Consider the following 26,252-nt stretch of genomic DNA (forward strand, 5'->3'; position numbering starts at 1 on the left):
TCTGATCGGCCGCTTGGCGCCGGCGAGAACGCCGATCCACTTACCGCGGCCGGCCCTGTCATCGACGAGAAGGTGCATGCGGGTTCGGCTTCGAGTCTACGACCTCAAGAAGGAGCGCATCGTCCTGGACTGCCCGGTAGACCTCTACCACATGCTGGTTCACGACACACCTCCCTGACCTGGCCCTGGTTGAGGGCGTGCCCTGGCGGACCGCGACTCGCGGACGATCAAGGAATCGCAGAGAAGATGCCGGCACGCTCTTCTTACCTGGCCGCCTTGTGATCGTGGGTGCGGCAGAGGAACAGTTTGATCGGGATGGCTCCGGGAAGGGGCTCTTACACCCTTTTCTGATTCGACGAGATCGCGCGACCGGCAATGCGTCCTTTCAAATGCGTCCTTTCAGTCGATCACCACCTCAGTCGACCACCGACGTGGCCTGGAAGCGAAGGACGACCGATATGCAGCGGTCGGATTGGGGGACCGGAACGTCGGCAACCGCGCATCCTTGCCGCCTGATCTATTCGACTGGCTGGGGTCGCCGTGCGGAGGAGTGAGGCATCCAGGGGCGACAGCGCGGTTCCGCCGGGTGGGCGGACATCGGAGGAGACGGACAGTCGCAATCAGAATCAAGGAGTCTGCCATGCTGACGATGACCCACGAGGCCGTGGAGGCGATTCGCGATCTAATGGTCGGCGAGTACCTGCCGCACCACCGGGCGGGCCTGCGGATCGCTGTGAAGCCAGGTGAAGAAGGTGCACTTGAGTTCTCACTGGTGAGCGACGCCTGGTCCGGAGATCAAGTGATCGAAAAGGAGGACGCACGCGTCTTCATCGACCCGGAAGCCATCACGTTCCTGGAGGACAAGACTCTGGATGCCGGGAGCGATGCTCGCGGTCGGCCGGTCTTCCGGCTGACGCCCTGACGTTAGCGCCTGGTCTCATATTCCGTTCTGATGCGTTGGCCTCATTTCCTTGGGGAGGTGTTGGACAGTGAACACCCGTTCCGCAGAAGAGATTAGTCACGCCGTTCACCTCGCCGTGGAGGCCGCGGTCTGGGCGCCCCCCACAAACAACACCCAGACATGGTCGTTCGTGTACCCGCAGATGATCCTGAGGTTCGGGGTCACGAACGACGTTGATCGAGGAGTGCGCCGTCCGGTTCCCGAGGTGCTGGAGGGCGACTGATGGCCGCCCCGATCGTCGTCGGCACCGACGGCTCGCCATCCGCCTCCGTCGCTCTGGAATGGGCCGCCGACGACGCCGCGCGTAAGGGGCTGCCGCTGAGAGTGGTCCACGTCGTTCATCACCTGCCGTACGTCGGCGCGACGCACGTGGTTCCCGGGCTGGAGGACGCCCTGACGCGGGCGGGGCGCCGGATCCTGGATGAGGCCGAACGGATCGCGTGGAGGGGGCGCCCTGACATAGAGGTGTCTGTCGCGCTGCTCGACGGGTCTCCCGAGCACGTCTTGGTCGCCGAGGCCGCTCAGGCGTCCGAGCTGGTGGTCGGCAGCCGTGGCAGAGGCGGTTTCGCCGGGATGTTGCTTGGTTCTGTGAGCTCGTATGTCGCCGGCCGGGTGGCTGTGCCCGTCGTCGTGGTGCGGCCGGACCACACGCCGGCCCGCGTTGAGGTGGTCGTCGGCATCGACGAATCGGGCGAGTGCGACTCCGCGCTCGGCTACGCGTTCGAGCAGGCGCGGCTGTTGGATTGCCCGCTACGCGCGGTGCACGGATGGCAGCTGGCTTCGGAGATCTCCAGCGGCTGGTTCATCCACGACCTTGAAGATGTGAAGCGGATGCGGGAGCGGCTCGCCAGGGGCGCGCTCGCCGCCTGGCGGGCGGCCTACCCGGGTGTGCCCGTGGAGGTCGAGGTTGTCCACGAACATCCCGTCACGGCACTGGTCCGGGCGTCCAGGGACGCGGTCATGCTCGTCGTCGGCTCCCACGGGCGCGGCCCGCTCGGTTCGGCGGTGCTCGGTTCGGTGAGCCGCGGCGTGCTGCACCACGCCCGGTGCCCCGTAGCGGTGGTGCGTCCGCCCGCTGCGGGCCCCACAGCTCCGACATGATCTTCGGGACGGCATGCCCGACGACGGGGGCACCGAGGCCGCACACGGAGCGCGGAACCGTCGAGCCGTACGAGGAGGGCGGGGACACTTACGTGCGGCAGGCTGCCGCCGCGGGTGACTGGTACTGGAGGAGCCGATTGTGGGCAGTGACCTGGGGAGTCGCCAGCCGACATCCGGGTTCGGCCATCGCGCGAGGTGCTTCGAAGGTTCTCCGGCGCGCGGCGACGTCCGAGAGCCTCTCCAGCGGAGGAGGACGGGGTGTTCGTTGACCGTCATGATGCGGGCCTGCGTCTGGCCGAGCGGTTGCGTGGGCTCGTCGGCGCGGAGAGCGTTGTCGTCCTCGGGCTTCCCAGAGGTGGTGTGCCGGTGGCGTTCGAGGTGGCGGAGGCCCTCGGCGCCCCTCTCGATGTGATCGTGGTCCGCAAGCTGGGAGTGCCGTTCCAGCCTGAACTGGGGTTCGGTGCCATCGGTGAGGGCGGAGTGCGGGTCATCAACGACGACGTCGTACGGCTCGCGGAACTCACGCAGGCGGAGATGGTCCAGGTGGAGGAGCGGGAGCGTGCCGAACTCGGCCGTCGCGCGCGCCGTTTCCGCGGTGATCGTCCTTCGGTCGAACTCACCGGCCGCACGGTGATCGTGGTGGATGACGGCATCGCCACGGGCGGGACGGCTCGCGCCGCCTGCCAGGTCGTGCGGGCCCGAGGTGCTCGCCGGGTGGTGCTGGCGGTCCCTGTCGGCGCACCGCAGACGATCGCGAACCTGCGTGACAGCGCGGATGAGATCGTCTGCTTGGAGACGCCCACGCACTTCTACGCGATCGGCGCCTGGTACGCGGATTTCACCCAGACCACCGACGACCAGGTGGTGGAACTGCTACGGCGAGCAGCGTCGGCCGGGTACGAGCACGATGAGGATGAGGCCGGGGTGGGAACCGATCCTCCCGGGCTCGCCGAGGAGGTCCAGGTGAACGCCGGACGGGTGCGGCTGCCCGGCCTGTTCGTGGTTCCAGAGATGGCCACGGGCGTGGTGGTCTTCGTGCACGGCAGCGGCAGCGGCAGGCACAGTCCGCGTAACCGCTACGTGGCCGCGGCGTTGAACGGTGCCGGTCTCGGCACTCTGCTGTTCGACCTCCTCACTCCCGAGGAGGAAATCGATCGCGGGAACGTGTTCGACATCGGACTGCTGGGCGCGAGGCTTCTTCAGGTGACCGCATGGGTGGATGACCAGCGGCTGGCGGCTCCCGGGCTTCCTGTGGGGTACTTCGGGGCCAGCACCGGGGCGGCGGCCGCGCTGTGGGCGGCGGCGGAGCCGGGCAACGACGTCGCCGCCATCGTCTCGCGCGGAGGGCGGCCCGACCTGGCCGGACCACGCCTCGCCAAGGTACGCGCCCCCACCCTGCTGATCGTGGGAGGCCACGATGACGTGGTGCTCGACCTCAACCGGTCGGCGCAAGGGCAGTTGCGCTGCGAGAACTCACTCAAGATCGTGCCGGGTGGCACGCACCTGTTCGAGGAGCCCGGAGCGCTGGAGACGGTCGCGCTCCTTGCGCGGACCTGGTTCACCGATCACTTCACTACGTACGTGGACTGAGCTTTCACACCACCTTGGGACGGCCTCGTGCGGCGGTCGGCGTCGCCGATCTGGCTGAACGGTCGCTGGACCGATCGGATGTGACATCAACCAGGACATCTATCAGGCTGGGGGACGGCGATGGCGCTGCGTATCGTGGCCGGAACGGCGAATCACGCGCTTGCCGACGCGATTGCCGCGACGCTCTACACAGAGGCGGCGTCGCCGATGGTGGAGCGATTCCCGGACGGCGAAGTACGCCCCAGCGTGAGCCGCGTGCGGGGCGCCGACGTCTATCTGGTCCACCCCACTGGGCCACCCGTGAACGATCATGTAGTAGAGCTCCTGCTGCTCTTGGACGCGTGCCGCCGGGCCCGGGCGGCACGGATAACCGCGGTCGTTCCCTACTTCGGATACGCCCGCCAGGACCGGCGTGCGGAAGCCGGGGACGCGATCGGTGTCCGCGTCATGGCCGACGCGCTGGCCCACGCCGGAGCCCAGCGTCTGGTCGTGGTCGATCCGCACACGGTGGCGCTGGAGGCGATGTGCGCCATACCCGTGGAGATGCTGACGGCCGTGCCCGCTCTGACCCGAGTTCTTGAGAAGGAGGCGCCGGCGGAGGCCGTCGTGGTCGCACCCGACCTGGGGGCGGCGAAGCTGGCCCAGCATTACGCCGCGGTGCTGTCGAGACCGGTCGCGGTGGTGCTCAAGACCAGGGTGAGCGGGACATCCGTCATGGCCGAGGATCTCATAGGAGACGTCGCCGGCCGCCCCGCCGTCATCGTCGACGACATGATCAGCACGGGAGCCACGATCGAGGCCGCGGTAGAGGTCCTGCTCAGCCACGGCGCGGTGCAGGAGATCGTCGTGGCCGCCACCCACGGGCTGCTCGTGGGGACGGCGAAGGAGCGACTCAGCCGTTCCCCGATCCGGAACGTCGTCGTCACCGACACCTTGCCACAAAGCGACGGCCAGGATCTGCCGATCCAGGTGTGCTCGGTGGCCCCGTTGCTGGGAGATGCCATCGGGCGTCTCCATCTGAACGAGCCGCTGGATCACGTGATGCTACGTGCCTGAAACCATGTAGTGGACAGAGCTACGCGGCCGCCGCTTCGCCTTCCGCGAGTCGTCCGACGCGATCCGCGGTGGTCCATGAGGGCGGTCCATGAGGTCGCGGCCGATGTCGTCCCGCAGTCGGTGGCGGGGTCCCGGTGCGGCGGGAGGCTCGCCCTTGGGCGGGACATCGTCGGCTCAGCCGGGAAGGTCGTCTTCTGTCCATCCCAGTTTGTCGATGACCTCCGTGACCCCGTTGACCCGTTCGGCCATCCGCACCAGGATTCGTGCGTCGCTGTGACGTTCCATCTGGCCGCCCAGGGTCACGACGCCGTTGGCCACCAGGACGTGGACGCCGGACGTGTCCGTCCACAGGGCGCCGTCGACGATCTCGTCGCGCACTTCGCGGGCGATGTCGTCGTCGGCGCGTGCGAACACCTTGAGGAGGTCGTGGCGGCTGACGATTCCCTCAAGTCGTCCGTCGTCGTCGACGACGGGCAGCCGCTTCACGCCCTTCTGGCTCATCATGCGGGCGGCGCCCACGACGCTGGTGTACGGCCGGACCGTGACGGCGGGAGCGGTCATGAGTTCGGCCGCGGTGTGTCCGCGGGCCTTCTCCGCCGGGTCCTGTCTGCCGAGGCGTTCGCGGAGTCGCACGCGGAGCGGTGGCTGGTAGCCCTCCTGGTAGAACTGCTCCCGGAACTCCTCCTTGTGCAGTAGGTCGGCTTCCGAGATCACGCCGATGACGTGGCCTTCGCCGTCCACGACCGGAACCGCGCTCACACCGTGTGCCATCAGCACCTCGGCGACATCCCTGAACGGGGTGCTGCCGTTGACGGACGCGACCTCGCTGGTCATGACGTCCCGCACCTTCTTGTGCACGATCGACTCCTTCCAGTTTCAGCCGAGCCGCCGCCGTATGGCCTCAAGCCCGTAGTGAGGACAAGGAAGCAGGCTGATCCGGTCTCCTTTCGACGATTGGTTGTGGCGAAGCCATGATTCGTAACGGTGCGGAGAGCCGGACGGCGATGCCCGTCTTGTCGATCTCGATCTGCTCCTGCGGCAACTTGATCAACGTTTGCCCTCCAGAACCCGCAGGAACGGCACGACGGCGGTATTGATCTCCTCGATCAGCGCCTCCAGGGCCGCTTGGGCGTCGGCGAGATTCGGCAATCCGTCGGCCTCCGGTCGGGTGGGGGTTGGCAGCCGATCTGCGGAGATGGGAATCCGAAGCTCAAGGGTGCACAGTGCGGCCTTCTCGTTGTACGGCGGGGCCGTGCGGGGGAACCCTGATTCGCCCTGCTGCCAGCCGAGCCAGCCATCGGGGATCCGCACCGGTGGTGGAGCAGCCAGTTCGACGACCGCCAGGGCGATGTGTGTGCCCTCCGGGCGATGGCAGGTCGCATCCAGCACCCGTGGATTGAATCGGACATACGGCGGTTCAGACACTGGGCGGGTGGCCACATCCCAGGCCGCGACGGCGCAGTGCAACGGGTCCAGGGTGATGCCGCCCGCCTGAGGTTCGCTGTTCGCGGCGGCGAAGGCGTGTCTCCATGCGCGGAGCCGCTGACCGTACCTCTCCTGCGGGTTGTCCCCTGTGGCGTCGATCCAGACCCCCACCATTACTGCGGTAATCCCTCGACAGTGAGCCGTTGGTGCGCGAGGCGCACCTTCATCGGTCCCCTGACGCCGACGGTGATCTGGCGGTCCGGCCGCACTTGGGGGCGGCTGCCGAAGGCGCCCCGCATGTCCGCCCGGTAACGGGAGAACAGCCGATGCGCAGGCCCGATGATCGCGTAGTTCGCCGTGGCGGGAGGCGATGTCGACAGCAGCACATGGCCAAGGGTCAACGTCATGGCCTTCCTTTCATCGGGTAAGACCCTCTCAACACCTACCCGGGCCCTCGACTCGAAACATGCGCGCGGCGGTGTGCCACTCTGGCGAGCGGACCGCAGAGCCTGCATGGGTGTGCCAGCGTCGGGAACAGGGCTTCTTCCTCATGTTCTCCATGACGGACGTCCTGCGGGTAACAACCTCTGATCTCGGATGTCCGTCGAACCGGACCAGGCGAGGACAGAACGTCGGCAGCGGGCTCCGAGTCCGGGCCTCGATCACGTCGGATGGCCGAGACGGGAGGACAGACCTATGAGCAAGCCCATCGTGGTCGGCGTGGACGGATCGGCACAAGCTCTACGCGCTGTGGACTGGGCCGCCGCCGAAGCCGGGCGGCGACGCCTGCCGTTGCGCATCGTGCACATCGCGGTCCGCTGGGAGTACAGCATCGCGATCAAGGAACCAGGCTTGGAGGCCCCACGGCCGGAGGCAGCGGGACTGGAGGTCCTCGAGATCGCCGAGGAACGCGCCCGGACCTTCGCATCCGTCGATGTCAGTTGCCGGCTCGGCATCGGCCCCATCCCCGCCACGCTCCTTCAGGAGGCGGCCGACGCCGCCCTGCTGGTGCTGGGCCCGCATGGGACCGGGGCCTTTCCTCGCCTACTGCTCGGTTCGGTGAGCCGCCAAGCGGCGGAACACGCCTCGTGTCCCGTCGTCATCGTGCCCCAGGAATCCGACACCCGACCCGGCCGATCGGGGATCGTCGTCGGCATTGACGGCTCTGAGGCCTCCGTCGATGCCGTGGGCTTCGCGTTCGAGGAGGCGTCCCTGCGCTCGGTCGGCCTGCGCGCCATCCACGCCTGGGCTCACCCGGCTTACCCACCGGAGATGCGCGCCGCCCGCTACGACACGACGGCGGTCGAACAGGAAGGCGCCAGGCTCCTCTCGGAGTCGCTGGCGGGATGGAAGGCCGAGTGTCCCGACGTCCCGGTCATCGAACAGGTGGTCGAAGGCGCTCCTGTGTCGATTCTGGCCGATGCTTCCGGTGACGCGGAACTTCTCGTCGTCGGTGCCCGAGGGCGCGGCGGTTTCCCCGGGCTCCGCCTCGGCTCGATCAGCCACGCCGTCCTCCACCATGCGAAAGGGCCTGTGGCCGTCGTACGCGGCCACCAGGCGACGTCGTCCGTGGGGTAGTGATGATCAGCCACTGTGAGATCATTCCGGCGTCGTGTAGGTGGTCCCACCTTTGCACATACCTCTCGCGCGCTGAGCTCAACGGTGGCCGCCGAGCACGCACTTTCCACTCGGTCGCGAACGACCAAGCGCGTACGCGGTTGCCGAAATTGCAGGTCAAAGATGCTTCTGGCAGGTTTCGCGTGCTATCGGCGGAGCAGCACCACGGTATCGGGGGATTCACAGGAAGGAAGCCCAGTCATGACGACAGCGCGTGATGTTATGCACCGTGGTTGTGAGTGCCTGCAGGTCAACGACACCATCGACGCGGCGGCGCGCCGGATGGCGGAGTTGAATGTCGGTGCACTGCCGGTCTGCGGAGAAGGAGGACGGCTCAAGGGCATCATCACCGACCGCGACATCGTCGTGAAGTGCGTCGCGAGAAACAAGAACCCGGCTGCGGTCGCTGCCGGGGAGCTCATCGAAGAAGAGCACGTGTGGTCCATCGACGCGAACGCGGACATCGAGGAGGTCCTGCACCAGATGGCCGAGCACAAGATCCGTCGGCTGCCGGTGCTGGAGAACGAGGAACTGGTCGGCATCATCAGTCAGGCTGATCTCGCGGCGAAGCTGCCCGAGGACAAGGTCGGCGAGCTGGTGGAAGCCATCTCGGCAACCTCCCACTGAAATCGCCAGGTCATAGCGATCGGCGAAGGCGTCAACGAGTCCATATCTGACCTGCGGTTATTCGAACAGCCGGCGATGCTCCTACGGATTTCAATCGGCCCGATATGAGATCGGTCGGGGCCTCAGCGGGTGGGACGAGGACGCGGTAGAACTCGAGGTGCGGCCGGAGGCGGCCGGCAGCAGGGGCGGCCCCGGCGACCACGCTGATGATGGGCTACTCGGCCCGGGCGCCTGCGGCGCGGATCGCCGTGGTCGCCTCTATCTCACGTTGGGTGAGTACGACCGAGTGGGTGACAGTGTCGGAACCGACGAAGTCCGGCATAGGACGGCGGTCGGACGATCAGCCGCGGATCTGGCGCAGGCTGTCGGCCAGCGGGCCGAGTGACAGGACGGGCAGGTAGCACAGGGCGCCGATGATCAGCGCGACGCCGACGGTCATGAGCATGAAGACTGGTCCGTGGCTGGGGAGCGTGCCCGCTGTGGAGATGCCGCGCGGTCGGCCCGCCAGCATCCCGGCGAGGACGATGACGAAGATGATCGGCAGGTAGCGGCCGACGAGCATGGCGATCGCGAGGGCGACCTGGAAGAAGACGCCGCTGGAGTTCAGGCCGGCGAACGCGCTTCCGTTGCCGTTGGCGGCGCTGGTGAAGGCGTACACGACTTCAGAAAGGCCGTGCGCTCCGGGGTTGCCCATAGCCGCGCGCGCCTTCGACGTGCCGACGGTGATGGCGGACCCGACGAGGATGGTGGCCGGGGTGACGAGGTGGTAGAGGACCACGGCTTTCATCTCACGGCCGCCGATCTCCTTGCGGAGGTACTCCGGGGTGCGCCCGACCATGAGCCCGCCCAGGAAGACCGCGATCAGCGAGATCATCAGGAGTCCGTACAGGCCGCTGCCGCAGCCGCCCGGGCTTATCTCGCCGAGCATCATGGCGGCCATCAGGACCCCGCCGCCCAGGCCGGTGAAGCTGTCGTAGCTGGAGTTGGCCGCTCCGTCGGCGGTGGAGGTCGCGGTGACGCCGAAGAGGGTGCTTCCCGGAACGCCGAAGCGGGTCTCGGTGCCCTCCGCCGCCGCCCCCACGGTGGCGGGGACCGTGCCCGGGTGGGCGTTCTGCACCATCCCCGCACAGGCGATCGCGAGCAGGAAGAGGGTGCCCGCCACGGTGAGCAGTGTCCAGCCCTGCCGCTGGTCGCCGACCATGCGGCCGAACATGCGGATGAAGCCGGCCGGGACCAGCAGCATCAGCACAATCTCGATCACGTTGGTGACCGAGGTCGGGTTCTCGAACGGATGAGCGCTGTTCGCGTTGAAGAATCCGCCCCCGTCGCCGGACATCAGTTTGATCGACTCCCACGAGGCGACCGGGCCGCCCAGGATCGTCTGCCTACCGCCCGCCAGTGTGGTCACCGCCGCCATCGTGCCGTGAAAGTTCTGTACGACGCCGAGCGCCACGAGCACCACGGCGAACAGCAGGGACAGGGGCAGCAGGATACGGATGACGCTTCGGACGAGGTCGACCCAGAAGTTGCCGATGTGATCGGTACGCTGCCGGACCAGCCCGCGGATGAGCGCCACTCCGGCGGCCATTCCCACACCCGCGCTCGCGAACGCCTGCACCCCCAGGCCCGTCGCCAGCGCGAGGTGGCCCATCGCGGCCTCACCCGAGTAGCTCTGCCAACTCGTGTTGGTGGTGAAGCTGACGGCGGTGTTGAACGCGGCCGCGGGGGAGAGCCCGGTGCGGCCAAGAGACAGCGGCAGCACCGGCTGCAGTCGCAGGACGGCGTACAACAGCAGCACGCCGGCGCCCGAGAAGGCGAGAAGAGCGGTCAGATAGTGGGTCCAGCGCTGGTCGGCGCCGGGGTCGGCCCCGCACAGCCGATAGATCACCCGCTCGGCGCGCCAGTGCCGGGGATCGGTGTAGACGCGGGCCATGTAGTCGCCGAGTGGAACGTGTAGCACGACGACCACCACGACGACGAACGCAGCCTGCGGCCAACCGGTCATCCCACGGGTTCCGGGATCGAGGGGGGTGCGTGGAGAGCCGGGCTGCGCGCGGGCGCGGTGAGGACCCCTGACATCAACTGCTCCTCGTCGAGACGATCACGCGCTGTGGGTATGGCCCCTATGGGCCGATGCCACGCCGTTCATTCGGCGGAAGCGCTGCTGACTCCGCTCACGGCGCCATGACGTCAGGTACATACCCCACTGCCGGCCGTGGGGTCAGCCCGCCAAATCGTGTTCGCGTCGATCTCGGCCTGCGGATCTTGTCTCATGAAGCGGCCAGGCAGCCGAGCAAGTAACGTGCTGAGTAGGTGATCCGAAAAGGCTTCCACCATCACCAGGGCATTACTCAGACACGGGACGACCCAGACAAGGTTCATTTTCTCCGGAACCGCATGAAGGCGATCACGACAATGATCGCGACGCCCAGCAGGAGAAGGGTCCCGATCAGGCTCGCGGTACGACCGTAGTGGGGTAGTCGCTCATGTTCTCTGACCGCGGAGGAAACCATGCCGGCAACATCAACGCTCATGAGCGAATGAGAGACGGTCGTCGCCCACATGTGAACCACCTTCAAATCTGGTTCAAAAGCCGGGCCCCAAACGCCGGCTATGCGCAATCCGGTCAATAGCACTTTATTCCCCTTTTCTGCATGGCCGGCATCATCCAGGGCCTCCCCCTATTTTGCGGGATTGTTGCCATTCGTTGGCGTTTGTCTCATGTCGCTAGGCTGGATATGTCCTTGGCTGGCGGCACGGCCGCTCTCGGCTATTGCGGCTGAGGTGATCGATGAGACGAGACGAAGGCTTCACGCTTCCAGGAGCGGTGAACACGACACAGGCGGCAGGGGTGCAGGCTGTCGGCTCGCGGATGTCACGTACCCGTGGTCGGCTCCATGTCTACCTGGCTGTCGCTCCCGCGGCCGGCAAGACGTACGCGATGCTGGCCGAAGGCCGTCGCCTGGTCGTCGCGGGTGCCGATGTGGTGGTGGGCCTGGCGGAGACCCATGGACGAACTGACACCGACGCGATGCTGCGGACGTTGGACCAGATTCCGCTGCGCCAGGTCACCTACAGAGGAAAGACGTTCGTAGAACTCGACGTTGACGCGCTGCTGGCTCGGCGTCCAGCGGTGGTCCTCGTGGATGAGCTCGCCCACACCTGCGTGCCCGGAAGCCGGCACGAGAAGCGCTGGGAGGACGTCGAGGAACTCCTCGACGCGGGGATCGACGTGATCACCTGTCTCAATGTCCAGCATCTCGACAGCCTCAACGACGCCGTCGAAGGGCTGACACGAGCGGCCCAGGCCGAGACGGTCCCGGACACGGTCGTGGCCTGCGCCGACCGCGTCGATTTCCTCGACATCACTCCGGAGCGGCTCCGGTCTCGCATCTCCGGCGGAGGCGTGTTCGAGCCCGGCTCGGCGGAGGCGGCGCTGGGCGGCTTCTACAGCGCGGACCGGCTTGCGCTGCTGCGGGAGCTGGCGACGGGCTGGCTGGGCGAGCGCGGCCTGCTGAAGACGGCGCCACCCGCCACTCCGAACTCCACGGCGGCGCCGCCGGTGACGACCGATCGGGTGGTCGTCGCGCTGACCGGTGCCCCCGAAGGCAGGCACGTCCTGCGCAGGGCCGCGCAGATCGCCGCCTCCGTCCGGGCCGAGCTGATAGGGGTGCATGTACGGGAACCCAGCGGCCTGATCGAAGCCGAGCCGGCGTGGCTGGACAGTCAGCGCAGGCTGCTGAGCGAACTGGGCGGACGCTACACGGCGTTGGCCGGCATCGACGTGGCGACCACCGTGCTCGATTTCGCCCGCACGGAGAACGCCCGCCAACTGGTGCTGGGCGCCACCCGCCGCTCCCGTTTGAAGGAACTGCTGCACGGCTCCGTGATCAACAAGGCCGTTCGCGCCGCCGGTCCCATCGAAGTACATGTCATCCCGTCGCGCGCGGGCAGGCGCATGGAGCCGGCCACGCTGGGGGCCCGTACGCGGCCACGTCGCGTGGAGCTTCCAGGGCCGCGGCGCCTCGCCGCCTGGGTGCTCGCCGTGATAGCGCCGGTGGTGGTCACCGTGGGGCTGGTGCCGTTGCGCTCCTCATTGGGACTCACCGGGGCGTTGATGTGCGCTCTGGTCACCGTGGTGGGAGTGGCCCTGCTCGGCGGCACCCGCCCGGCCCTGGTGGCGACCGGCGTCGCCGTTCTGGCCTCGGACTTCTTCTACACCGAGCCGCTTTACAGCCTGCGGATAGGGAACTCGACGGACGTGGTCGCGCTGCTCACCTTCGGGGTCGTCGCGGTCGCCGTCGGGGGCCTGGTCGACCTGCTGACCCGGCAGGGAGTGCGCGTCGCACGCGCGAACGCCGAGGCCGAGGACCTCGCCCGGCTCGCCGCCGACAGTTTGAGCGCCCCTGGCCGGTTGGCCGAGACCGTCGCCTCGATCCGGCGCACCTTCGACCTCGACGGTGTCACCTTGCTGCGCAGGAGTTCTGGGGGCTGGGAGGTCGAGGCGGCCGTCGGCGAGACCCGCCTGGAGCATCCTGACGAGGCCGCCTACAGCGTGGAGATCGCCCGCGAGCGTGTGCTGTGCCTGGTGGGGACCCGGCTTACCGACCAGGAGGCCACGTTGCTGCGGGTGTTCCTCGCTCAACTCCGGCTCGCGCGAGAGCGCGCCGTTCTCCACGCACTCGCCCACGAGCAGAAGGATCGGAGCTGAAAGGCGAGACGATGGAACGTGGCCGCTTGCGGGTGCACCTGGGCGCCGCGCCAGGGGTGGGTAAGACGTACGCCATGCTCGAAGAAGGGCAGCGTGTCATGGCTGGTGGCACCGATGTGGTCATCGGGCTTCTCGAACCGCACGGCCGCCGGTTGACGGCGAAGATGGCAGAGGGACTGGAGGTCGTCCCACGCCGCACTCTGGTGTATCGGGGCCACGTGTTCACCGAGATGGATACCGAGGCGGTGCTGGATCGCCGGCCGCAGGTGGCGCTGGTGGACGAGTTGGCGCACACCAACGTGCCCGGGGCCGGGAACGAGAAGCGCTGGCAGGACGTCGAGCGGATCCTCGACGCGGGCATCGACGTGATCACCACGCTGAACATCCAGCACCTGGAGTCGCTCAAGGACGTCGTGGAGCAGATCACCGGCATCAGGCAGTCGGAGACGATCCCGGACGAGGTGGTACGCCGCGCCGACCAGATCGAGTTGGTGGACCTGACGCCGGAGGCGCTGCGCCGCCGCATGGTGCAGGGATACATCTATCCGGCCGATCGCATCGACGTGGCTCTGACGCACTATTTCCGGCCCGGCAACCTCACCGCGCTACGAGAGCTCGCCCTGCTGTGGCTCGCCGACCGGGTCGAGGAAGGTTTGCAGCGCTATCGGATCGAGCACGGCATCGCGACACCCTGGGAGACCAAGGAGCGCATCGTCGTCGCCCTGTCCGGCGACACCGCCGAGCAGACACTGATCCGGCGCGCCGCGCGGATAGCCGACCGGATTCCCGGGAGCGAGCTGCTCGCGGTCCACGTGATCCGCACCGACGGTCGAGCCGGTGCCGACCCGGCGATCCTGGCCGGGCAAAGAGCTCTGGTGGAGTCGCTCGGCGGCTCCTACCACCAAGTGGTCGGCGCCGACGTGGCGACGGCGATCCTGCAGTTCGCCCACGCGGAGAACGCCACCCAGCTCGTCCTCGGCGGAGCCCGGCGCGGCCGCCTGGCCGGACTCCTGCTCGGCGACCAGGTGGTACACAAGACGACCAGGATGGCGGGCCATATCGACGTGCACGTCCTGACACACGAGCGGATGGCCCGTGCTCCCAAAGTGACATTGCCGTCTCTCACGCGCGGACTCGGGCGCACCCGGTTCCGGTGGGGTGCCGCGCTGGCGGCACTGTTGCTGCCGGGCCTGACCTTGGCCCTGGTCTCGCTGCCCGGCTTCGGCCTGGCGGGGCCACTCCTGCTGTATCTGCTGGCGGTGGTGGCCGTCGCCTTGGCCGGAGGGCTGTACCCCGCGCTGGTGGCGGCGGTCGGCTCGGGCCTTCTGGTGGACTACTACTTCGTGCCGCCGGTGCATTCGCTGACGATCGGGCGGCCCGCGGACGCGGCTGTCCTGGCGGTGTTCATCCTCGTCGCGTCGCTCGTCAGCAGCGCGGTGGAGCGGGCAGCGCGAAGAACTCGCGCCGCCGCACGCTCCTCCGTGGAGGCCGCGACGCTCGCGGACCTGGCGACCGGGGCGCTGCGTGGAGGGAACGACCTGCCCGCCCTGCTGGAGCGGGTACGGACAACCTTCGGGCTGGACTCGGTCAGCCTCCTGGAGAGTGACGGCGCGGGCGGCCACCGCTGGTTCGTCATCGCCAGCGCAGGGAGCATGCCGCCGGAGCGCCCGGAGGACGCCGACACGGAAGCCTCGATCGCGGACGGCCTGGTACTTGCCGGACACGGCCGTTCCCTCGACGCCGGCGATCGGCGCGTTTTCACGGCGTGCGCCGCCCTCGTGGCGGCGAGCCTCGCGGACCACCGGAGCGAACAGCGAGCGGAGGAACGCGCGGCGGCCGACCGGCGTCGCGCCGAGTTGCTGCGGACGGTCGCCGGCGATCTGGAACCCGAACTCACCGTCGTGCACCGCGTGATCGAGGGACTACGCGACCGTAGGGCGCCTCATACAGAGGCCGAATGGGGCAAGCTGTGCGATCGCGCCGACGGTGCCGTCGAGCGCGTCCACGGTCTGGTCGCCGACCTCGTGGACGTGAGCCGCCTGAACGGGGCGCTGGACGTCTTCCTCCGCCCGGTCGACGTCGGCGACGTCCTGATCGTCGCCGTCGACGATCTGGGGCCCGGGGGACACGATCTGGTCCTGCGCCTGCCTCAGGAACTGCCGAACGTGATCGCCGACGCCGCGCTGCTGACCAGGCTGGTCACCTACCTGGCCGCCGACGCGTTGCGTCGGAGCCCCGCCGACGCGCCCCCGCACATCGAAGCGGCGCCGGTGAACGGGCGCGTGGAGATCCGGCTGATCGATCACGCAGCCCGCGTCCCCAGGTTCTGGGAGCCGGACGGCGACGGGTACCCGACGGGGATCGTGCCACGCGTGTGCGCCGACCTCGCCCAGGCGATCGGTGGCGTGCTGCGCTGGGCGGAAACCGCCGGCGGCGGTTTCACCGCCGTGCTCACTCTTCCCGCCGCCGCGACGCGCGAGGGGGCCAAGGTCACACCTGCGGATACGGACCGCCGATCGCATGTGCGACCGATCAGCGACCCAGCGCGTCGAGAGCCAGGTTGAGCCGCAGGACGTCGACCCTGACCTCCCCCAGGAAACCCCAGGCGCGTGGTGTGGCGTGGGCCTTGATGAGGTCGCGCACTCGGCTGAGGGGCAGGTGGCGCGCAGCGGCCACGCGCGGCGCCTGCAGGGTGGCGTTGGCCACCGAGATGTTGGGGTCGAGGCCCGGAAGCCGAGGCGGTCACCGAGTCGACCGGGAACGGAAGCACCAGGTCAGGTGTCCGAAGAGTGCCCGGACTGCTGTGCGGGCACCACCGCTACCGGGCAGGGCGCTTCGTGTAGTGCGGCCTGGGTCACGGGTCCGAGGAGCATCTTGGGCGTGGAGCCGATCCCGCGGTTGCCGACCACGAGTAGGGCCGCGTCTTCTGCGGCCTGGACCAGAGCGTGGCGTGGGGTCTCGATGACGAACTTCGTCTTGACCGGAATGTTGGGATGCTCCGACCTCCACGGTGCTACGGCGCGTTCGAATCGCGCGCTCGCTTCGTGTCTCAGCGACTCGGGCTCGATGAAGGGAACCCGATCGGGCCCGGGGAGCGCGGCAGGGTCCCACCAGCTACATACGGCCTCCACCCACGCGTCGCGCAACTCGGCTTCTTCGAAGGCGAACCCGAGGGCCGCCTCGCTTGCCGATGAGCCGTCGATGCCGACCACGATCCGCATGCCGTGCCGCAGGGCAGGCGGCAGACCCGACCGGATGACGATGACCGGGCGATCGGCCCGGGAGGGCACCTGCACCGCGGTGGATCCCACCGTTACGTCGTCGAATCCGCCGTGCCCTCGTGCGCCGAGCACGATCACGCTGGCGTCGCGGGACGCCTCCAGCAGCACACTGGGAGCCCATCCCTGCTTCAGATGCCGGCGGACGTCCAGGCCTTCGGCGAGTGAACGGGCCTTGCGTACGCCTTCCTCTGCCACGGCCTCGCCAATGCTCCTCAGGGTGTTGAGCGTGTCCTCTTCTGGAGGGCGGAAGGGATAGGGCCAGTGCCAGGCGTGGCAGACGGTGAGGGGCAGGCCACGGAGCCGAGCTTCTTCCACCGCCCAGCGCAGTGCGAGTTCGCCGGCCGGAGATCCGTCATATCCGACCAGGACGGTACGCGTCTGGTCATGTTCGCTCATCACTGCCTCCTCCTCAGGGCCGTGTCGGGCTGCAGCAGGCTGAGAGGGTCGGGCTGGAGGCCTGGAGTCCATCAGCTGCGGGATCTTCGATCCTGATTCTGAGGCTGCCGGCCCTCGGCAACCCGCGCTGGAGGAGTACACCTATCGGCGTGGTGAGCGACACGGAGCCGTCATACGGGAGCACACGATCATCGTCTGGGCGGGATCAACAGCCATGTGGACGCCGCGCCGATTGCGGTGTGCACACAAAAGACCTGTGATCGCCGTATCACCTTGCGGTGTTCCGGCCTGTCAGCCCAACTGCCATTCCTCCGTTGGAGGCTACTCCTTCGGAGGGTTGGCTCGGGCTCCCTCGCTCGTCCCACAGGCCTGCTACCACCATCCCCTGCGCCGGGGATGAGGCTCTAGGGCCGAAAGTCCCTTTTACCTTCGACATCAGGAGGAGTCCGCAGATCAGGACCATAATGAGGACAAGAGAACAGGCTGAGCCCCCTCGCGCCTGATCGCGGGATCGTGTGCCGATCGGGTCGCCTCGCGGCTGGCCCTGTGTCTGGCACCCAGATGCTCTCCCCGGCCCCGTACGGAGACGGCACATCCCGCCAGGCCGCACCCAAACTGATCTTCAGACGATGCCGTTCAGCATCCGGCCGTCATCATCCTGCGGGCGGCCCATACTCCTCGATGGGAGCAGCATCTCATCACCGCCGCTCACACCCAAGGCCGCAAGGTCGGGCTGTACGGCCAGCGCCCCAGCGATGACCCGAACTTCGCCCGCCTCCTCGTTCAAGCCGGTATCGACTCGGTCGCGGTCACGCCTGACAGCTTCCTCGCGGTCAAGACCAACGTCTCCGAGGCCGAACGCGAGACCGGTCCGGCTGGCACGGACGAGGCAAGCCTGGGGCGGAGGGGAAAGGGCTCCTGACAACAACAGGTGCCGAACGCTCCCGGCCTGCGGGCGGCCGATCTTGGCGAAGAGTTGGGATCGAGATGAGCGTGAAGCCCGATCCGAGGCGGCACGACGACGCGACCAGTGAGGCGCGCACTGACGGCCCGAAGCCGTCGAGTCGTACGAGGAAGGGCAGGGCACCCGACGCCGCGCTGGCGTTCGCTCAGGCGCCGCCTCACCTTTCCGGCAGGGCGAAGGTACGGCTGTCGCCGCGCCGGAGCCGGGCATGGTGGCCGTGCACGGCGACTTCCAGCGTTGGAGGGCCGTCGTCGGCCCGGGCGATCCGCACCCGGGTGGGGTCGGCGTCGATGGCCAGTTCCGCGCCGCGGTAGCGGACGCACAGCGACAGCGTCGTGAGGTGTTCGGGGAGCACCGGACTCAGGTGCAGGCCGTCATGCCGGGCCTCCAGGTCGAGATAGCAGCGCTGCACCAGATCCAGCGTCCCCGCCATCGCACCGAGGTGCACCCCCTCAGGGGTGGTTCCTCCCTGGACGTCGGTGAGGTCGCCGGTGAGTGTCTCCGTGAAGAACTGCCATGATCCCGCGCGGTCCGAGCGTGCGAGCACCCAGGCGTGCACCACCGCGCTCAGTGTCGAGCCGTGGCAGGTGCGGGCGAGGTAGTGGCGGATCGTGCGGCGGATCGTATCCGGCCCGGTCGGGTAGCCGAGCCGGTCCAAGATCTGCCTCAGTTCCCGGGCCGTGAGCAGATAGAACAGCATGAGCACGTCGGCCTGCTTGGACGCCTGGTAACGGTTGGGGTTGTCCCCCTCGGCCTCCAACGCTCTGTCCAACCGCCGCACGCCCCTATAGCGCTTCCAGTCCAGCTCCGCCAGCCGCGCATAGCCGGTGAACTGGCTGATGACCTCATCGTGGAAGTCCACACGCATCCGCCGGGTGATCTCGTCCCAGCGCTCGGTCTCCGCGTCCACGAGGCCGAGCCGGTGGCGCAGGTCCTCCCGTGCGCGCCGAGGTATCAGGTCAAGCGCCTGCCGTGCCCGCAGCAGCAGCCACACCGTCATGATGTTGGTGTAGGCGTTGTTATCCAGGCCAGGAGAAGAGACGCCGGGATAGCCGTCGTGGTACTCGTCCGGCCCCATCACCCCCTGGATCTCGTAGCGGCCCGACACGGGGTTGAGCCGCGCGAGCGAGGCGAAGAAGCGGGCGATTTCGGCAAGTAGGCAGGCGCCCGTCCCGGCCAGGAACTCCATGTCCCCTGTGATCGCGTAATGCTGCCAAGCGTTGTAGGCGATGGCCAGCCCGACGTGGCGCTGGAGGTGCGAGTGGTCGGGCGTCCACCGGCCGGAGCGGGGATTGAGGTGGAACCGCTGGGTCTCGTCCCGACCGTCGCTGCCGCTCTGCCAGGGGAACATTGCCCCGCGGAAACCCGCGGCGCGGGCGGCGGCCCGAGCTTCCGGCAGACGCCGCAGCCGGTACCGCAGCACGCCGCGGGCGATCTCGGGGAATCGCAGGGTCAGCCAGGGCAGCACGAAGATCTCGTCCCAGAACACGTGCCCCCTATACGCCTCGCCATGCAGGCCACGTGCGGGCACGCCGACGTCGAGGTCGGCGGTGTGGGGCGACAGGGTCTGCAGCAGGTGGAAGGTATTCAGGCGAATGTCCCGCTGGATGCGCGGCCCCGCGACCTCCAGCCGGGCCCGTTCCCACAGGTCGTGCCATGCGATCTCGTGCTGTTCCAGCAGTTCCGCGAAGCCGGGCGCGAGCTCGGCCCGGCGTAGCGCGGAGGAGGAGGCGTCGGCGATCGTGAGATCGCGGGATGTCGTGAGAGCGACGGTCTTGGTGACCGTGACGGGGCGGCCCCGTTCCAGGCGCAGCACACGTGTGTCGGCGATGAGGTCGTCGTGTCGCCCGATCTCGGCCGGGCCCTCGCTGTCTGAGGAGGTGTCGACGCGCGCGGCCAGCACGACCTCGATGCCGGAGGAACGGGTGCAGACACGGAGCCATGCCAGCGGCCCCTGGACCCCCGTCGCGTGCTGTGTCAGGTGGTCGCCGCGCAGGTCGCGATACCGGGCCACCCCCGTGTTGGCCACGCGTCCGTCCAAGCTGGACCGCACGCGAAGCGGCCCGGACCAGTTCTCGGCCGTGAAGGCCGTCTCCAGAGCGGCCAGGTACGGGTCGGCCATGGAGATCAGACGGCGCTGCCGTACCGAGGTGATGCGGCCTCCGGCGTCGCGGAAGCGGATCAGCCGGTGCAGGACGCCGTGGCGCATATCCAGCTCCTGCTGGTACCGGAGCAGATCGGCGGTACCGAGTGAGAACCATCCGGAGTCCGGCATAGCGAAGGTCAGGGGAAGCCAGTTCGGCAGGTTCACCATGTCCTCGTTGGTCACCTCGTGGTCGGCGACGGTCGAGGTGAGCCGGTCATAGCATCCCGCGACGTACGTCCCTGGGTAGTGGACCTCGTCGGCCACGGCTTCGGGCGCCGCACCCCGGGTGGCGAAGCGGCCGTTACCCAACGTGCAGAGGGCCTCCCGCAGTCCCTCACGCGCCGGATCGAACCCCTCATATACCAGCGACCACGGGTTCAACGTCGCTCCTTTCGGGCCGGCATGAGCACATCGGTCTCGCCGATGTCGCGCTTCGGCTCCTACGCATAGCTTCGCCTACCCCGAAATGCCCGTCCGGTCTTCGTCAGGGGAGGCGTCACGCTGTCCACGCGAGGAGCACGGAGACCATCCGGACGCGGTGGTGACGTCGGGCACAACCCCCGGCCGACGGGGAACCATGCCATGGCAATCCGTCCACGGACCTGTTCAACTGTGGGAACGCATGCGCGTCACCCGGTAGGGCAGAAGGACCTGGACTTCGGCCTTCCAGGACCACCGATTTTCGGCATGCTTTCCGCCGCCGGCGACCGGCACGAGGGGTGCCGATTGTGGGCAGGGGCGTGAGGACGGGCGCGGCGGTCATCTGGGACGAAAGTTCCTCCAGCCGGAGATGGAGGGCCCTGCGCCGCGAAAGGGTGGGCGCGGCAACCATGTGACGGACATCTGCCACGGAGGTCAGGGACCGCACCGTCTCCACCACCGTGAAGGAGGCCGCGATGACAGAGCAGCTCATCCTCAAGGCCGGAGAGCAGGCGGTGTCATGCAACTTGGTGGACTATCAGCATGAATATCGGGATTTTTCCTGGCAAGAAGCTCGCCGATCTCTGTCCGGCTTGCCGGGTGGCCGGGGTTTGAACATCGCGTACGAAGCCGTGGACCGCCACATGGACACCACGAGTCGCGACCACGTGGCCCTTCGGTGCGTCGGCAAAGACGGCATGGTCACCGACCTGACGTATGAGGACCTCTTCCTCGCCACCAACCGCTTCGCCAACGTGTTGCGCGAACTGGGTGTGGCGAAGGGTGAGCGGATCTTCACGCTGCTCGGCAGGGTGCCCGACCTCTACGTCACCGTCCTCGGCACGCTCAAGAACGTCAGTGTGCTGTCTCCGCTGTTCTCGGCTTTCGGCCCTGATCCGATCCGCGAGCGGATGTCCCTGGGAGACGGCCGGGTGCTGGTGACCACACCTGAGCTCTACCTGCGAAAGGTCGCCGCGATGCGGGAGTCCCTGCCCAGGCTGAGACATGTGCTGGTCACCGGCACGGGGCCCGCGCCCGAGGGCACGTCGTCATTGGGCGAGTTGATGGCCGGCGTGTCCCCGGATTTCGAGATCCCTCCGACCGACCCGGAGGACATGGCGCTGCTCCACTTCACCAGCGGGACGACCGGAACGCCGAAAGGCGCGATACACGTCCACGAGGCAGTGGTCGCCCACCGTGCCACCGCGTCATACGCCCTCGATCTGCGCCCCTCAGACGTCTTCTGGTGCACCGCCGACCCCGGCTGGGTGACCGGAATGTCCTACGGTGTCGTCGCGCCGCTCAGCATCGGGGCGACCCTTGTGACAGACGCGGGCGAGTTCGACACGCGACGCTGGTGCCGCGTGCTCCAGGAGCAGCGGGTGACCGTCTGGTACACCTCGCCGACCGCGCTGCGCATGCTCATGCGCCACGCCGGCGACCTGACCAGTGAGTACGACCTGTCCAGGCTGCGGTTCATCGCCAGCGTGGGGGAGCCGCTCAACGCCGAGGTGGTGGTGTGGGGGTTACGAGCGCTCGGCCTGCCGATCCATGACAACTGGTGGCAGACAGAGACGGGCGCCATCATGATCGGCAACTTGGCCGCAATGGATATCAAGCCGGGCTCCATGGGGCGACCGCTGCCCGGGGTCGAGGCCGTGATACTCGAACGTGGGGCGGACGGGCGGGCCCGCGTCATCGATGGGCACGTGCGGGTGATAGACGAGCCCGACGCCGACGGAGAGCTGGCGCTGCGCCCGGGCTGGCCCTCGATGTTCCGCGGCTACCTGGACGATCAGGAGAGGTACGGCAGGGCGTTCGCCGGGGGCTGGTACCTGACGGGGGACATCGCGCGACGGGATGGCGACGGCTATTTCTGGTTCGTCGCCCGGGCGGACGATGTGATCAAGTCCGCCGGCCACCTCGTCGGGCCCTTCGAGGTCGAAAGCGTACTGATGCGGCATCCCGCCGTCGCCGAGGCAGGTGTGATCGGCAAGCCGGACGCGGTGGCGGGGGAGTTGGTGAAGGCGTTCGTCACGCTGAACCCCGGCTTCGAGGCGACGGAGGCGCTCCGGCGGGAACTGATCGCGTTCGGCCGTCGCCACCTGGGGGCGGTCGCTCCAAAGGAGATCTCCTTCGACCAGAGCCTCCCGCACACCCGGAGCGGCAAGGTGATGCGCCGTCTGCTCAAATGCCGGGAACTCGGCCTTCCCGAAGGGGACGTCTCGTCCCTGGAGCGTCCGACCCACGACGTCTAGACATGCCCTGACCTGGTGGCGTGCGCATCGCGCGTCCGGGTCAGCCGGCTCCGCAGCGCGTGGCGAGGAAGCTCGCGCCGCCCGCGAGGGTGGACACGGTCGGGTAGTCGTCTTCTTCGACGCGGCACCCACTGAAGTCGCTCAACAACTGCACATAGTTGAGGAAGTCGAGAGAGTCCAGTTCGAGAACGTCACGGATGTCCGCGTCCGGCGGGAGCGTCGCCAGCTCGGCACCTGGTGCCGCCTCACTCAGCGCACGCTTGACGAGTTCTGCCGCTTCCTGCGTGTTCATAGCGTCTCCGGCTCGTTGAGCAGCCGCTCGATCAGGGCGAGGAACCGGCCGCCGGTGTAGCCGTCTGTCGCGCGATGATCGGCGGCCAGGGTGACGGTCACCACGGGCCGGACACCGAGAAGGCCGTCGACGGCCCAAGGCCGCTCCAGGATCTTTCCGAAGCCCACGAGAGCAACCTGCGGTGGATAGATGACGCCCTGAACCGACTCGACTCCCTGGTCACCCAGGTTGGTCACGGTGATGGTCGCCTCCGTCATCTCGGAGCCGCGCAGCCTGCCGGTACGCGCCCGGGCGGCCAGATCCTTCAGGGCGGCCATCAGGTCGTCGAGATCACGAACGGCCGCGTGATGGAGAGCCGGTGCGATCAGCCCGCCGCCTTTGAGGGAGATCGCCACCCCCAGGTGCACGGCATCACTGGCGACGAAGGCGTCATCGATCCAGAAGCCGTTCAGCCGCGGCACCTCCGCGGCGGCTCGGGCGGTCGCCTTGAGGAGCAGGACCGCTGGGAGCAGGCGCCGCGCCACAGGGAGATCCCGGTTGCGCGCGCGTAGCCATCCGAGCATGGCGTTCGCGTCCACGGTCGTGCTCAGGTAGTAGTGCGGAATCTCCCGCTTCGACTTGGCCATCGCCCTCGCGATCGCCCGGCGCATGGCGTCCTGCCGCTGTTCCAGACCGGACTCCTGCGTGGCTCGCGGCCTCTCGACCCCTGCCGCCGGCATGGCGACCACAGGCTCCGGCTCCGCGCGTGGCCTGCCGGTGCCACTCCGCGCCGCCGCTTCGCGCACGTCCTGGGCCCGGATCGCTCCGGTGTGGCCTGTGCCATGGAGGCCGGAAAGGTCGACGCCGAGTTCCGCAGCGAGCCTGCGCGCCAGCGGAGATGCCGTGACCCGCGATACGAGCTCCGCGTTCTCGACGTCCGCGCGGGTCACCCGCCCACCCGGCCCGGTGCCGCGCACGAGGGCCAGATCTAGGCCTCGTCGCTCGGCGAGGTGCCGTACCAGTGGAGACGCGACGGGAGCACGCGCGGGAGCCGGTGTCGTCTCGCGCGGCTTCGCTGACGGCTTGGGACGCTCACGGCGGCGAGGGGGTGTGACAGGAGGTGCCTGCGGTGGAACGGAGGGTACGGTTGTGGGCCCGGCGCCGGTGATGACGGCGAGGGGCGTGCCCACAGGCACCCGGCGGCCGGGTTCCACGAGCAGACTCTCCACCGTCCCGGTGTGGAACGACTCGACCTCGATCAGGGCTTTGTCGGTGTCGATGACCGCGATGACGTCACCCTTGCGGATCTGGTCTCCTGCTTTGACCAGCCACTCGGTGACGGTGCCCGACTCCATGTCCGCGCCGAGCGACGGCATACGGAAATCCGCGCTTTCCACGGTCATGCGGCCACCGCCTCTCGCGCGGCGGCGACGATTCCGATCACCTGGGGGATGGCGGCTTCCTCCAGGTGGCGTGCGTAGGGGATGGGGACCTCGGCGGTGCACACCCGCTGCACCGGCGCGTCGAGTTGGTAGAAGGCCTGCTCCATGATGCGGGCGCTGATCTCGGCGGACAGGCCACCCGAGCGCCAGCCCTCGTCCACGATGACGGCGCGGTGTGTCCTGCCGATCGACTCCATGATGGTGGCGTCGTCGAGGGGGCGCAGAACGCGCAGGTCGACCACGTCCGCCTTGATCCCCCGCGTGGCCAGTTCGTCGGCGGCCGCCAGCGTCTTATGGAGCGTCCCTCCGTAGGCGATGAGAGTGATGTCGTCGCCGGTCCGCCGGAGGGCGGCGGTGGCGATGTCCACGAGACCGGGGCGCGGCACGCCCGACATGTTGTACAGCCCGCCGTGCTCGAAGATCAGGACCGGGTCCGGGTCGTCCAGAGCGGGCGCGAGCATGCCCCGGGCGTCCTCCAACGTCGCGGGGGCAAGGATCTTCAGGCCGGGAATGTGGGCGTACCACCCTTCAAGACTGTGCGAATGCTGGGCGGCGAGCTGCCGTCCGGCTCCGGTGGTCATCCGGATCACCAGCGGAACGTTGAACTGGCCTCCCGACATGTGCAGGAGCGTGGCTGCGTTGTTCATGATCTGGTCGAGGGCCAGCAGGCTGAAGTTGACCGTCATGATTTCGACGATCGGCCGCATGCCGCCCAGCGCCGCTCCGATGCCCGCGCCGACGAAGCCGGCCTCCGACAACGGAGTGTCGCGGACGCGGCCCGGGCCGAACTCCTCCAGCAGTCCCAGGCTGACCGCGAAGCAGCCGCCGTACACGCCGACATCCTCACCCATGAGAAAGACACGGTCGTCACGGAGCAACGCCTCGCGGATGGCCTCCCGGATGGCCTCCCGATAGGTGGTCGTTCCGCGCTCGGTCACGGGGCCGCCTCCGCTGATTTCACATGTCCGGCACCTGTCGGCGACGTCTCGCTGTAGACGAAGCGCGTCAGATCCTCCGTCGCCTCAAGCGGCGCCTGCTCGGCGAAGGCGATCGCCTGATCGATCTCCACGCAGATGTCCTTGTCCATCACGGCGAGATCGTCATCGGAGATCTCGTTCGCCTCCTTCATCCGCGCGACGAGGGAGTCGATCGGGTCACGCTTCTTCCACTGCTCGATCTCCGCCTTGGTGCGGTAACGGTCCGGGTCGTACATCGAGTGCGCGCGGAAGCGGTAGGTCCGCAGCTCCAGGAAGTGCGGTCCGGACCCGGCACGGATCGACTCGGCCGCCCTCGCCGCGGCCTCGGCGACCGCGAGGACGTCCATCCCGTCCACCGGCCAGGCGACCAGGTCGTACGAAGCCGCGCGGAGCGCCAGATCGGTCTCCGCATGAGATTTCGCCAGCGCGGTGCCCATCGCGTACAGGTTGTTCTCACAGGCGAACAGCACCGGCAGGCGCCAGAGAGCGGCGAGATTGACGCATTCGTGGAACTCGCCCTCGGCCATCGCGCCGTCGCCGAAGAAGCATGCCGTCACCCGGCTTCTGCCCTGCATCTTGTCGGCGAGAGCCAGCCCGACTGCCAGAGGAAGGCCGCCCCCGACGATCGCGTTTCCGCCGTAGAAGCGGTGTTCGGCGTCGAAGATGTGCATCGAACCACCACGGCCCCGGCTGCACCCTGCGACCCGGCCGTACATCTCCGCCATGATCACCGTGGCCGGCACTCCGCGCACGAGCGCGTGCCCGTGCTCCCGATAGGTGGACACGATCGCGTCGTCCGGGGCGAGGGCGGCGCAGATCCCGACGGCCACTGCCTCCTCTCCGATGTAGAGGTGCATGAACCCGCGTATCTTCTCGTCGCTGTACAGCTCGACGCAGCGCTCCTCGAAGCGCCGGATCCGCAGCATCTGGTGCAACAGCTCCCGATGTGGGGAGGTCCGCGCGCTGTTCTTGGGTGCCATGACTCTGTCCTCGCATGCGGTGCGCGTCA

General features: G+C 68.2%; 23 protein-coding genes. 10 read left to right on the forward strand and 13 right to left on the reverse strand.

Going from position 1 to position 26,252, the window contains the following annotated elements:
• Positions 1 to 640: 640 nt before the first annotated feature.
• The 4 genes from AB0I59_RS19585 (at position 641) to AB0I59_RS19600 (ending at position 4,708) form a co-directional block, all read left to right on the forward strand.
• Complete coding sequence (locus AB0I59_RS19585) at positions 641 to 922, forward strand: HesB/IscA family protein (RefSeq protein ID WP_358134546.1); 282 nt, start codon at positions 641 to 643, stop codon at positions 920 to 922.
• 261 nt (positions 923 to 1,183) lie between these two features.
• Positions 1,184 to 2,062: a universal stress protein gene (locus AB0I59_RS19590; RefSeq protein ID WP_061258088.1), complete on the forward strand. Its 879-nt coding sequence runs from the start codon at positions 1,184 to 1,186 to the stop codon at positions 2,060 to 2,062.
• Positions 2,063 to 2,320: 258 nt separating this feature from the next.
• Positions 2,321 to 3,652, forward strand: a complete 1,332-nt coding sequence (locus AB0I59_RS19595) for a phosphoribosyltransferase family protein (protein ID WP_061258089.1) — start codon at positions 2,321 to 2,323, stop codon at positions 3,650 to 3,652.
• Between the two features lie 120 nt (positions 3,653 to 3,772).
• Positions 3,773 to 4,708 carry a ribose-phosphate diphosphokinase gene (locus tag AB0I59_RS19600; RefSeq protein ID WP_358134550.1) on the forward strand — a complete coding sequence of 312 codons (936 nt, stop codon included), beginning with the start codon at positions 3,773 to 3,775 and terminating at the stop codon, positions 4,706 to 4,708.
• Between the two features lie 174 nt (positions 4,709 to 4,882).
• Here the strand turns inward: AB0I59_RS19600 and AB0I59_RS19605 are convergent, their stop codons facing one another.
• From AB0I59_RS19605 to AB0I59_RS19615, 3 genes are all read right to left on the reverse strand, one after another.
• Positions 4,883 to 5,566 (reverse strand): CBS domain-containing protein, encoded by a 684-nt coding sequence (locus tag AB0I59_RS19605; protein WP_358134553.1) that lies wholly within the window; start codon positions 5,564 to 5,566, stop codon positions 4,883 to 4,885.
• A gap of 189 nt (positions 5,567 to 5,755) precedes the next feature.
• On the reverse strand, positions 5,756 to 6,307 hold the full coding sequence (locus AB0I59_RS19610) for a hypothetical protein (protein WP_358134556.1): 552 nt from the start codon (positions 6,305 to 6,307) through the stop codon (positions 5,756 to 5,758).
• Positions 6,307 to 6,540: a hypothetical protein gene (locus tag AB0I59_RS19615; protein ID WP_358134559.1), complete on the reverse strand. Its 234-nt coding sequence runs from the start codon at positions 6,538 to 6,540 to the stop codon at positions 6,307 to 6,309. Before AB0I59_RS19615 ends, AB0I59_RS19610 begins: the two co-directional genes overlap by 1 nt.
• Before the next feature lie 289 nt (positions 6,541 to 6,829).
• Here AB0I59_RS19615 and AB0I59_RS19620 point away from each other — a divergent pair, with 289 nt between their 5' ends.
• Positions 6,830 to 7,711: a universal stress protein gene (locus AB0I59_RS19620; protein ID WP_061258094.1), complete on the forward strand. Its 882-nt coding sequence runs from the start codon at positions 6,830 to 6,832 to the stop codon at positions 7,709 to 7,711.
• A 240-nt stretch (positions 7,712 to 7,951) separates the two neighbouring features.
• Positions 7,952 to 8,377, forward strand: a complete 426-nt coding sequence (locus AB0I59_RS19625) for a CBS domain-containing protein (RefSeq protein WP_061258095.1) — start codon at positions 7,952 to 7,954, stop codon at positions 8,375 to 8,377.
• 340 nt (positions 8,378 to 8,717) lie between these two features.
• Here the strand turns inward: AB0I59_RS19625 and kdpA are convergent, their stop codons facing one another.
• Entirely contained in the window at positions 8,718 to 10,382 is a 1,665-nt protein-coding gene (kdpA, locus tag AB0I59_RS19630; protein ID WP_358134562.1) for a potassium-transporting ATPase subunit KdpA, read from the reverse strand.
• Between the two features lie 373 nt (positions 10,383 to 10,755).
• Entirely contained in the window at positions 10,756 to 10,941 is a 186-nt protein-coding gene (locus AB0I59_RS19635; RefSeq protein ID WP_061258097.1) for a hypothetical protein, read from the reverse strand.
• 263 nt (positions 10,942 to 11,204) lie between these two features.
• Here AB0I59_RS19635 and AB0I59_RS19640 point away from each other — a divergent pair, with 263 nt between their 5' ends.
• Both AB0I59_RS19640 and AB0I59_RS19645 read left to right on the forward strand, forming a co-directional pair.
• Positions 11,205 to 13,088: a sensor histidine kinase gene (locus AB0I59_RS19640; RefSeq protein ID WP_358134566.1), complete on the forward strand. Its 1,884-nt coding sequence runs from the start codon at positions 11,205 to 11,207 to the stop codon at positions 13,086 to 13,088.
• Positions 13,089 to 13,099: 11 nt separating this feature from the next.
• Positions 13,100 to 15,652, forward strand: coding sequence for a DUF4118 domain-containing protein (locus AB0I59_RS19645; protein WP_061258099.1), 2,553 nt, complete (start codon positions 13,100 to 13,102; stop codon positions 15,650 to 15,652).
• Here AB0I59_RS19645 and AB0I59_RS19650 read toward each other — a convergent pair.
• The 3 genes from AB0I59_RS19650 to AB0I59_RS19660 all read right to left on the reverse strand — a co-directional run bounded on the left by AB0I59_RS19650 (position 15,621) and on the right by AB0I59_RS19660 (position 17,552).
• Positions 15,621 to 15,764 carry a potassium-transporting ATPase subunit C gene (locus AB0I59_RS19650; protein ID WP_358134569.1) on the reverse strand — a complete coding sequence of 48 codons (144 nt, stop codon included), beginning with the start codon at positions 15,762 to 15,764 and terminating at the stop codon, positions 15,621 to 15,623. The two genes, AB0I59_RS19645 and AB0I59_RS19650, sit on opposite strands and share 32 nt — an antisense overlap.
• A gap of 98 nt (positions 15,765 to 15,862) precedes the next feature.
• On the reverse strand, positions 15,863 to 16,765 hold the full coding sequence (locus tag AB0I59_RS19655; RefSeq protein ID WP_061258101.1) for a universal stress protein: 903 nt from the start codon (positions 16,763 to 16,765) through the stop codon (positions 15,863 to 15,865).
• Positions 16,766 to 17,387: 622 nt separating this feature from the next.
• The gene (locus AB0I59_RS19660) at positions 17,388 to 17,552 is read right to left on the reverse strand and encodes a hypothetical protein (protein ID WP_358134572.1); all 165 of its coding nucleotides are present in this window, start codon (positions 17,550 to 17,552) and stop codon (positions 17,388 to 17,390) included.
• Between AB0I59_RS19660 and AB0I59_RS19665 the strand changes: the two genes are divergently transcribed.
• Positions 17,499 to 17,687: a hypothetical protein gene (locus tag AB0I59_RS19665; protein ID WP_358134831.1), complete on the forward strand. Its 189-nt coding sequence runs from the start codon at positions 17,499 to 17,501 to the stop codon at positions 17,685 to 17,687. The two genes, AB0I59_RS19660 and AB0I59_RS19665, sit on opposite strands and share 54 nt — an antisense overlap.
• A 199-nt stretch (positions 17,688 to 17,886) precedes the next feature.
• Here AB0I59_RS19665 and AB0I59_RS19670 read toward each other — a convergent pair whose 3' ends face one another.
• Positions 17,887 to 20,256: a glycoside hydrolase family 65 protein gene (locus tag AB0I59_RS19670; RefSeq protein ID WP_358134575.1), complete on the reverse strand. Its 2,370-nt coding sequence runs from the start codon at positions 20,254 to 20,256 to the stop codon at positions 17,887 to 17,889.
• Positions 20,257 to 20,771: 515 nt separating this feature from the next.
• On the opposite strand from AB0I59_RS19670, the gene acsA reads away from it, so the two are divergent.
• Entirely contained in the window at positions 20,772 to 22,553 is a 1,782-nt protein-coding gene (gene acsA / locus AB0I59_RS19675; protein ID WP_358134578.1) for an acetate--CoA ligase, read from the forward strand.
• A 40-nt stretch (positions 22,554 to 22,593) separates the two neighbouring features.
• Here the strand turns inward: acsA and AB0I59_RS19680 are convergent, their stop codons facing one another.
• The 4 genes from AB0I59_RS19680 to pdhA are packed head-to-tail and all read right to left on the reverse strand — an operon-like array spanning position 22,594 to position 26,223.
• Positions 22,594 to 22,845: an acyl carrier protein gene (locus AB0I59_RS19680; protein WP_358134580.1), complete on the reverse strand. Its 252-nt coding sequence runs from the start codon at positions 22,843 to 22,845 to the stop codon at positions 22,594 to 22,596.
• Positions 22,842 to 24,227: a dihydrolipoamide acetyltransferase family protein gene (locus tag AB0I59_RS19685; protein ID WP_061258104.1), complete on the reverse strand. Its 1,386-nt coding sequence runs from the start codon at positions 24,225 to 24,227 to the stop codon at positions 22,842 to 22,844. Before AB0I59_RS19685 ends, AB0I59_RS19680 begins: the two co-directional genes overlap by 4 nt.
• A complete protein-coding gene (locus AB0I59_RS19690; RefSeq protein ID WP_358134582.1) occupies positions 24,224 to 25,204 on the reverse strand; it encodes an alpha-ketoacid dehydrogenase subunit beta in 981 nt (326 codons plus the stop codon). Before AB0I59_RS19690 ends, AB0I59_RS19685 begins: the two co-directional genes overlap by 4 nt.
• Positions 25,201 to 26,223, reverse strand: coding sequence for a pyruvate dehydrogenase (acetyl-transferring) E1 component subunit alpha (gene pdhA / locus AB0I59_RS19695; RefSeq protein ID WP_358134584.1), 1,023 nt, complete (start codon positions 26,221 to 26,223; stop codon positions 25,201 to 25,203). Before pdhA ends, AB0I59_RS19690 begins: the two co-directional genes overlap by 4 nt.
• Positions 26,224 to 26,252 lie beyond the last annotated feature (29 nt).

It is taken from the genome of Microtetraspora glauca, assembly GCF_040656155.1.
Taxonomy (GTDB): Bacteria; Actinomycetota; Actinomycetes; order Streptosporangiales; family Streptosporangiaceae; genus Microtetraspora; species Microtetraspora glauca.

Excerpts from the sequence above, each read along its gene's own strand:
- AB0I59_RS19585 (WP_358134546.1), top strand. The coding sequence starts at position 641 with ATGCTGACGATGACCCACGAGGCCGTGGAGGCGATTCGCGATCTAATG.
- AB0I59_RS19590 (WP_061258088.1), top strand. The coding sequence starts at position 1,184 with ATGGCCGCCCCGATCGTCGTCGGCACCGACGGCTCGCCATCCGCCTCC.
- AB0I59_RS19600 (WP_358134550.1), top strand. The coding sequence starts at position 3,773 with ATGGCGCTGCGTATCGTGGCCGGAACGGCGAATCACGCGCTTGCCGAC.
- AB0I59_RS19610 (WP_358134556.1), bottom strand. The coding sequence starts at position 6,307 with ATGGTGGGGGTCTGGATCGACGCCACAGGGGACAACCCGCAGGAGAGG.
- AB0I59_RS19615 (WP_358134559.1), bottom strand. The coding sequence starts at position 6,540 with ATGACGTTGACCCTTGGCCATGTGCTGCTGTCGACATCGCCTCCCGCC.
- AB0I59_RS19620 (WP_061258094.1), top strand. The coding sequence starts at position 6,830 with ATGAGCAAGCCCATCGTGGTCGGCGTGGACGGATCGGCACAAGCTCTA.
- AB0I59_RS19625 (WP_061258095.1), top strand. The coding sequence starts at position 7,952 with ATGACGACAGCGCGTGATGTTATGCACCGTGGTTGTGAGTGCCTGCAG.
- kdpA (WP_358134562.1), bottom strand. The coding sequence starts at position 10,382 with ATGACCGGTTGGCCGCAGGCTGCGTTCGTCGTCGTGGTGGTCGTCGTG.
- AB0I59_RS19635 (WP_061258097.1), bottom strand. The coding sequence starts at position 10,941 with ATGTGGGCGACGACCGTCTCTCATTCGCTCATGAGCGTTGATGTTGCC.
- AB0I59_RS19645 (WP_061258099.1), top strand. The coding sequence starts at position 13,100 with ATGGAACGTGGCCGCTTGCGGGTGCACCTGGGCGCCGCGCCAGGGGTG.
- AB0I59_RS19655 (WP_061258101.1), bottom strand. The coding sequence starts at position 16,765 with ATGAGCGAACATGACCAGACGCGTACCGTCCTGGTCGGATATGACGGA.
- acsA (WP_358134578.1), top strand. The coding sequence starts at position 20,772 with ATGACAGAGCAGCTCATCCTCAAGGCCGGAGAGCAGGCGGTGTCATGC.
- AB0I59_RS19680 (WP_358134580.1), bottom strand. The coding sequence starts at position 22,845 with ATGAACACGCAGGAAGCGGCAGAACTCGTCAAGCGTGCGCTGAGTGAG.
- AB0I59_RS19685 (WP_061258104.1), bottom strand. The coding sequence starts at position 24,227 with ATGACCGTGGAAAGCGCGGATTTCCGTATGCCGTCGCTCGGCGCGGAC.
- pdhA (WP_358134584.1), bottom strand. The coding sequence starts at position 26,223 with ATGGCACCCAAGAACAGCGCGCGGACCTCCCCACATCGGGAGCTGTTG.